4 protein-coding genes are annotated in these 7,522 nt (G+C 71.3%); 1 reads left to right on the top strand and 3 read right to left on the bottom strand.

What is annotated here, in order from left to right:
• Positions 1-34: 34 nt before the first annotated feature.
• From D7X55_RS31865 to D7X55_RS31855, 3 genes are all read right to left on the bottom strand, one after another.
• Positions 35-1,534 carry a trypsin-like peptidase domain-containing protein gene (locus D7X55_RS31865; RefSeq protein ID WP_120547886.1) on the bottom strand — a complete coding sequence of 500 codons (1,500 nt, stop codon included), beginning with the start codon at positions 1,532-1,534 and terminating at the stop codon, positions 35-37.
• Positions 1,535-1,636: 102 nt separating this feature from the next.
• The gene (locus D7X55_RS31860; RefSeq protein ID WP_120547887.1) at positions 1,637-3,226 is read right to left on the bottom strand and encodes a glycoside hydrolase family 57 protein; all 1,590 of its coding nucleotides are present in this window, start codon (positions 3,224-3,226) and stop codon (positions 1,637-1,639) included.
• Positions 3,227-3,252: 26 nt separating this feature from the next.
• On the bottom strand, positions 3,253-5,568 hold the full coding sequence (locus D7X55_RS31855) for a DUF4912 domain-containing protein (RefSeq protein WP_147470280.1): 2,316 nt from the start codon (positions 5,566-5,568) through the stop codon (positions 3,253-3,255).
• A gap of 228 nt (positions 5,569-5,796) precedes the next feature.
• Here D7X55_RS31855 and D7X55_RS31850 point away from each other — a divergent pair.
• Positions 5,797-7,522, top strand: a 1,726-nt coding sequence (locus D7X55_RS31850; protein WP_233610189.1) for a glycosyltransferase family 4 protein, incomplete at its 3' end; no start/stop codon positions are given.

Raw genomic sequence — 7,522 nt, 5'->3', positions numbered from 1 at the left:
GTTGACGCTCATCGCCCCTCGTTCACCTCCGTGTTCAAGGCACCGTCAGCGCGCGCAGCAGGCGCCCGCCACCGGGACCGGCCACGCGCAGCAGCAGCGTGCTGCCCTTGGGCGCGGCGCGGATGACCGCGGCCAGCTCCTTCGCGCTCGCGATGGGCTTCTTGTTCGCCTCCACCACCAGCATGCCCGGCGTCAGCTGCGCGCGGTCCGCGGGCGAGCCCGGGATGATGTCCGTGACGAGCGCGCCGGCCCGCTCGGTGAAGCCGGCCTGCGACGCCGTGCGGGCATCCAGGTCCTGCAGGGACACGCCCACGCGGCGCGAGCTGTCCTGCTCGTCGGAGACCTCCGGCTTCTTCTTGGACAACCCCTCCAGGTCCGGCCGGGTGCCCATGGTCACCTTGACGTCCTGCTTCTTGCCGTCGCGGTAGAGGCTCAGCGTCGCGACGCTGTTGGGCTTCTTGAGCGCCACGGTGCGGGTGAGGTCGCTGTCGGAGCGCACCTGCTTGCCGTCCACGGCCACCACCACGTCGTCCGGCTTGAGGCCCGCCTTCGCCGCCGGGGAGTCGGGGGTGATCTGCGTGAGGATGGCGCCCTCGCTCACCGGCAGCTTCAGCGCCTGGCCCAGCTCGCGCGTGAGGGGCTGGATGCCCACGCCCAGCCAGCCGCGCGTGACGGCGCCCTCCTTCTCCAGCTGCGGCAGGAGCGCCTTGATGAGGTTGCTGGGCACGGAGAAGCCAATGCCCGTGCCGCCGCCGACGATGGCGGTGTTGATGCCCACCACCTCGCCCTTCATGTTGAAGAGCGGGCCGCCGGAGTTGCCGGGGTTGATGGCCGCGTCCGTCTGCAGGAAGTCGTCGTACACGCTGGCGCCGATTTCACGCGCGCGCGCGGACAGGATGCCCACGCTCACGCTGGAGGCCAGGCCGAACGGGTTGCCGATGGCCAGCACCCAGTCCCCCACGCGCACGGCGTCGGAGTCGCCCAGCTTCACGGTGGGGAGCTGATCCACCTTCTCCTTGATCTTCACCACGGCCACGTCGGTGAGCGGGTCGCGCCCCACCACCTCGCCCGTGAACGAGCGGCCGTCGTCCAGACGGATGGTGATGGTGACCGCGTCCTCGATGACGTGGTTGTTGGTGAGCACCAGGCCCTTGGGGTCGATGATGAAGCCGGACCCGGCGCCCTGGCGGATCTGCTCGCGCTCGCTGCGGCCGCCGCGGCCCCGCCCGTTGCCTCCGAAGAACTTGTCGAAGAGCGGGTTGTCCTCCATGCCCTCCGGCAGCTGCGGCTTCGCCTGCACGTCCACGTTCACCACGGCGGACTTCACCGAATCCACCAGCGGCGCCAGCGAGGCCAGCGACTGGGCCTCACGCGTGGCGGGCTGGAGGTTGCCGGCCTGACCGGAGACCGCCCCCTGCGTCTTGGGCGCGGACGGCTGGGGAGCGGGAGCCTGCGCGAGGGCAAGCGTGGGAGACGCCAGCACCAGCACGGCGGCCACGAGCTTGCGACGGAACGGAGGGAGCGTGTGGGTCATGGATTTCCTCAACCTAAAGCGGAAACGAAGCCCCGCAACCGGAACGACATTGCCCGGTGACGGAAGGTGAACCCCCGGGCTGGCCGCCTGTTCCCGGACCGCTCAACCAGGCCGATAGACGCGGTAGTCCAGCTCCGGGAACAGGTTGTTCCTGCCCTCCACGTGGGCGAGCCAGGACTCGTCCACGGTGCCGGCGCGCACCTGGTCGTGCAGGCGCAGGAAGCGCTGCAGGTGCTCCTTCGTGCGGCGCACGGCGTAGTCCACCATGGTGCCGGTCTTCATGATGAAGGCCCAGTCGGAGGCCTGCGCCAGCAAGAGCTCCCGCGCGGCCTGGTTCAGCGCCCGGCGCTTGAGGGACGACGCGTCCGGGAAGTCCCGGGCCAGCTCCACCATCTGCCGCGCGGCGTGGTTGAGGTGCCGGTAGATCCAGTCGTTCGTCCCGTCGAGCCACATGTTCGCGTACCCGCCCGCGCCCCAGGACGACAGGGGCGGCGTGGCCACCTGGTTCTCCGGGTGCTCGCGCAGGTCGTCCAGCGGGCTGATGAGCTGGAAGCGGCTGGGGTTGCGCGCGGCCTGGCGGATGAGCGCGTCGATGAAGTGGGGGCCCTCGAACCACCAGTGGCCGAAGAGCTCGGCGTCATAGGGCGCGACGACCACGGGCTTGCGGCCGCCCATGCGCGACGCGAGGTATTCGAACTGGCGCTCGCGGTTGAAGAGGAAGTTGCCCGCGTGGACCCAGGCGCGCTCGCGGGCCGCGGCCGGGTTGTAGGGCTGCTTGTCGTTCGTCTTGCCGGTGATGCGGAAGTACTTGAAGCCGGTGTTCTTGCGGTCGCCGGTGGGCTGGATGAAGGGCCGGACGTAGTCCAGGTCCAGGTCCCAGCCGATGTCCCGGTAGAACTCGCGGTAGACGGGGTCGCCGGGGTAGCCGTGCTCGGTGCTCCAGACCTGCTGGCTGCTCTCCGGGTCGCGCGCGAAGGCGGCCACGCCGGGCTCGGTGAAGATGGGCGCGTAGGGGCCGTGCAGCGGGCGCGGCGTGGCGTCCGTGAGCGCGTGCGTGTCCACGAAGAAGTAGCGGATGCGCTCGGCGGCGAGGATGCGCTCCAGGCCCGGGTAGTAGCCGCACTCGGCCAGCCAGATGCCGGCGGGGTCGCGGCCGAAGTTCTGGCGGTAGTGGTTCGCGGCCACCGTCACCTGCGCGCGCACGGCCTCCGGCGTCTGCTGCATGAGCGGCAGGAAGCCGTGGGTCGCGTTGCAGGTGAGGATGTCCAGGTGGCCGGAGTCCTGGAGCCTGCGGAACGCGGCCACCAGGTCGCGCCGGTAGTGGTTGTGGTACGCGAGCCGCAGCGACTCGAAGTGGTCGCGGTGGAAGACGGCCAGCGGGTGGAAGGTGGGGTCGTCCCGGGTGCGGTGCACCTCGCGGGCGCCCAGCTCGCAGAGCGAGTCCAGCCGCTTCGCGTAGCGCTCACGCAGGAGGTCGTCGTTGAGCATCGACACGAGCGTGGGCGAGAGCGTCATCGTCACCCGGAAGGGGACGCGGTCCTCGACCAGCGTGTCGAACACGCGCAGGAGCGGCAGGTACGTCTCGGAGATGGCTTCGTAGAGCCAGTCTTCCTCGAGGAAGTCTTCGTACTCGGGGTGGCGGACGAACGGCAGGTGCGCGTGAAGGACCAGCGCGAGGGAGCCCAGGCTCATAGGTCGGTCGGAGAAGCCGTGCGGGTTCACTTCCGTCCACGGCGCGACGGCCGGGACTTGGAGGAGGTCTTCGAGCCCGGGGACCTGGGCTCGGAGGGAGTCGTGGCCGCCTTCGGAGGCTCGGCGGCCTTCGCGGGCGGAGTGGCCGGAACTTCGGCCTTCGCGGGCACGGCCGTTCGCGCGGCCTCACGGGCCCTGTCGAGCGCACGCTGCTCGGACGCGGTGGGGCCGCGCGCCACGTTCAAGGTCCACGGGTCCTTGGGAGTCTCGGGCTCCGACGGCCGCCACGTCTCCGACGAGGCCATTTCCACCGTCGAGGGACCGGCGACGACCGGGGCCCCACCCGCCGGAGCCGGCACGGGCCGGGCATCCGCGCCCCCGGACGCACGCGGCGGACCGACATGAAGCTGATCCGAAAGCCCCCGTGCGCGATCTCCAGTCAGGTAGCGCTGATCCGAAGCGGCCGCCGCCCGAGGCACAGCGAGGTATGGCTGATCCGAAGCGCCCGTGGCGCGATCCGGCGACAGGTAGCGTTGATCCGAAGCGCCCGCCGCGCGCGGCACGGTCAGGTACTTCTCATCGGAAGCTCCCGTCGCGCGCTCCACGGACAGGTAGCGCTGGTCCGAAGCGCCAGCGGGCCGGGACACCGTCAGGTACTGCTGGTCCGACGCGCCGGCCGCATGCGGCACGGTCAGGTAACGCTGGTCCGAAGCTCCCGCTGCACGAGGCACGCTCAGATACTGCTGATCAGAGCCTCCCGGCGCACGCGGCACCTCCAAGGCCCCCTGCCCGCCCGCCACATACCGCTGGTCCGAAGCGCCCGGGGCACGCGGCACCTCCAGATAGCGGTGCTCCGGAACGCCACCCGGCGCGTACCGCTGATCCGAAGCGCCCGGCGCGCGAGGCACCTCCAGATACGAGGAGGCAGCCCCCTCCGCGTAGCGCTGATCCGAGGCCCCCGGAGCCCGCTCCACGGACAGGTAGCGCTGATCCGAAGCCCCGGGTGCACGTGACGGAGCCAGCACCGCGCCCTCACCGAGCGTCGCCTCTCCGATGCGCGCGTACTGCATGTCCGAAGCCCCCGGAGCACGCGGAGCGCTCTCCAGATAGGCCTCTTCCGCGTAGCGCTGGTCGGACGCGCCCGGGGCTCGCGGCGCATCGACATAGGTCTCTGTGCGCTCGCGGTGGACCTCCGGCACGTCCACCACCCCGGCGCTCCCCGGCAGCTGCACCCGGCGCCAGGTGACGTATTCGCGCTCCTGCACCTGGGGGACGCGAGCGGGCGCCGCCGCCGGAATCTCCGCGCGCAGCCGGTCCACCACCGGAGGAGGCGGCATGCGCAGGAACCGGATGGACGTGTCCACGGACGGTCCCGCCGGCGGCAGCGTGGCCCTATTGGACGAATGTCCAATGCGGCGCGACCGGCCATCCGAGCCGACGAAGTGCGCCTCCACCCGGTACGTGCGCCCGGGCGTCATGCCCTGCAGATAGAAGCTGCGCGACTCCAGCGCGAAGTCCACCTCGCGCGACACGCCCTCGCCGTCGAACACCTTCATCACGGCCCGGGGCGACGGCAGCTCGTCCAGCGCCCGGTTGCGGCTTGCGTCGCTGAAGTCCCAGAAGACGAAGAGCGTGTGCGGATCCCTCGCGAGCAGCACCATCGCGTCGTCCTGGTAGTCCAGGGGCAGCATGGCCAGGTGCTCGTCGCGCTCCGGTGAAGCGTCCGCCGGAGGAAGGCGCGGCGCCTGCTCCTCTAGAAGGTGGTGGCGGCGCGCCTCCTTCTCCCCCGCCATCTTCGTCACGAAGAACCCCTCCACCAGGGGCTCGGCGGCATGCGCCGGCTCGCTCGGGGGCGTGGGCTTCGCGGCGGCGGGCACGTCCCCCTTGGGGGCGCTCGACGGGCGCGGCGTCGGCGCCTCGGGCGACAGGGGCTGCGTGTCCTCGTCGTCCGGCTCGCGGCGCGCCTTCACGCGCGCGGGGAACGTCACCACCCTCGCGGGCCGCGTCCTGGGGCCGCTGCCAGGCTCCGTGATGGGCTCCTCGGAAAGTTCCCGTGCCTGCGGCGCGGTGGCGGTCTCCGGCGAAGGCAGGGGCACGGACTCGGAGGTGGGGATGGAATCCACCCGGCCGGAATCCAGCTTCCGCTCCTCGCCGCCCACGTCACCGGAGCCGCGCCGGGAGGTCGCCAGCCCGGCCATGCGCGCGAGCCGCCCCAGGGCGGGAATGCGCTCGGCCAGGGAGATGACCAACTCCCGTCCGCGGGACGCGCCAGCTCCCTCCCGGAGGTATTTCCGGGCCAGCTGCCGCAGGTAGCTCACGGTGACGCCCTTCCGCTCATCCATGGACACCTCGCCTCGTTATGACGCGGCATACAGGGGGTCAACGCATCCGTCACGGGATGTGTTGTTCCGCTGACCCCCTTCATCTTCTGTCACGGCCGATGACACCTCACCCGTGTCCAAGTATCCTGCGGCGGCTTGAGTGACCTGCCCAGACTTCTCCTGTGCAGCTTCGATGTCATCCCCGGCCCGTCTGGCTCCTCACGCCGACTGACCGAGTATCTGAAGGCGTTGCCTGATCGCTTCTCCGTGGTGGTGCTGTCGGCGAAGACGCCCGACCACTCCCATATCGAGAAGTACCAGGGCGCCCGGCTGCTCCGCGTCCCGGTAGGCTCCGGGGACCTGGCGTCGCGCATCCAGTCCTTTGAACGGGCCGTGCGCCGGCAGCTGGAGAGCGAGGACTACGCCCTCGCCCACTTCACGGACCCCTTCGGCGGCTACGCGCTCTGCGAGCTGAAGGCGGACTACGGCTACCGCCTCATCTATGAGGCGCAGACCTTCCCGTCCCAGGAGCTGCGCTACACCCATCCGCAGACGGACGGGGACCGCCGCTTCCTGTCGAAGATCCGCCGGCAGGAGCTGTTCTGCCTGATGAACGCGGACCTCGTCGTCACCGGCTCGCAGACGACGCGCGCGTACATCCAGGGGCTGGGGGCGGCGGAGGACCAGCTGCGCACGATTCGAGCGCCGGTGGACCTGAAGCCGTACGACCCGGAGGTGCTCGGCGCCCCGGACGGCTCTCCCCTGCGCATGATGTACCTGGGCAGCCACGTGGGCTGGCAGGGCCTGCCCACCCTCTTGCGCGCCACGGCGCTCGCGTCCCAGCAGGTGGACGTGCGCCTGACGCTGGTGGGCGCGCACCACCCGGACTGGAAGCCCCACCTGGAGGACCTGGTCAACGACCTGGGCATCAAGGACAAGGTCGACTTCCAGCCTCCCGTCGCGCACGACGACCTGGTCAAGGTGCTGGCGCTGGCGGACGTGGGCGTGCTGCCGCTGGACGACTCGGAGCGCAACCGGCTCCAGGGTGGACCGCTGGCCAAGGTCTCCGAGTACCTGGCCGCCGGCCGGCCGGTCATCGCCGCGGACCTGCCCGTCACCCGCGAGCTGATCCCGAAGGACGCGGCCATCTTCTTCCCCCCGGGCGACAGCCGCGCCCTCTCCGAGCGCATCCTGGACCTGGCGCGCGACGTGCCCCGCCGCGTGGCGCTGGGCAAGGCCGGGCGCGCGTTCGCGGAGAAGGTGCTGGACGCGGGCCTCATCCGGGGTCAGCTGCTGGACCTCTATGACTCGCTGCTGGAGAAGCGGGGCCACGTCCCGAGGGAGGCCGCCAGCGAGCCGCCCGACGTCACGATGACGGGCACGCCCACCAACCGGCTCGCGAACCTGGGCATGCCGGAGGCGTCCAAGCCCGCGCCGGCGCCCAAGCCGCCCGCGCAGGCCGCGCCCGAGGAAGCCACCCCGTCTCCCTCGAAGGAGGCCGCGGAGGACGCGCCCGTGGTGATGGGCATGGCCCTGGACGAAGGGATGGACACCCGGCTGGTCAAGACCGAGCCGGACATGCGGCCCGACGAAGTCCCCATGGTCATGGGCCTGCCGCTGCGCGAGTCCGCCGCGAGCCAGGAAGCCGCGCCCCCGCCGGAGCCCGCGTCCGCGTCCAAGCTGACCGACGACACCGCGAAGACGGCGCTCCCCTCCGCCCCCGTGAAGGATGAGGCTCCGGAACCGCTGGGAGGCCGTGGCTCGGAGCCGGCACCGGCGACGGAGATGGTGACCCGTCCCCTGGTGAAGGCCCTGGGCTTGAAGGAAGCCGGCGAGGACGCCGCCGGGGCTTCCGATGCGAAGGCCGATGCCTCCTCTGGAGCGACGGCGGTGGTGCGCCGGCCGGTGGAGGAAGACGAGACGGGCTCGCCGGCCCCCACGCCCATCGTGCGCAGGCCCGCGTCCCTCTCCGAGG

The organism is Corallococcus sp. AB049A, from assembly GCF_003668885.1.
GTDB classification, from domain to species: Bacteria; Myxococcota; Myxococcia; order Myxococcales; family Myxococcaceae; genus Corallococcus; species Corallococcus interemptor.
Note: the sequence above shows the minus strand (reverse complement) of the source record. Positions and strands in the feature narration are given on the sequence as shown.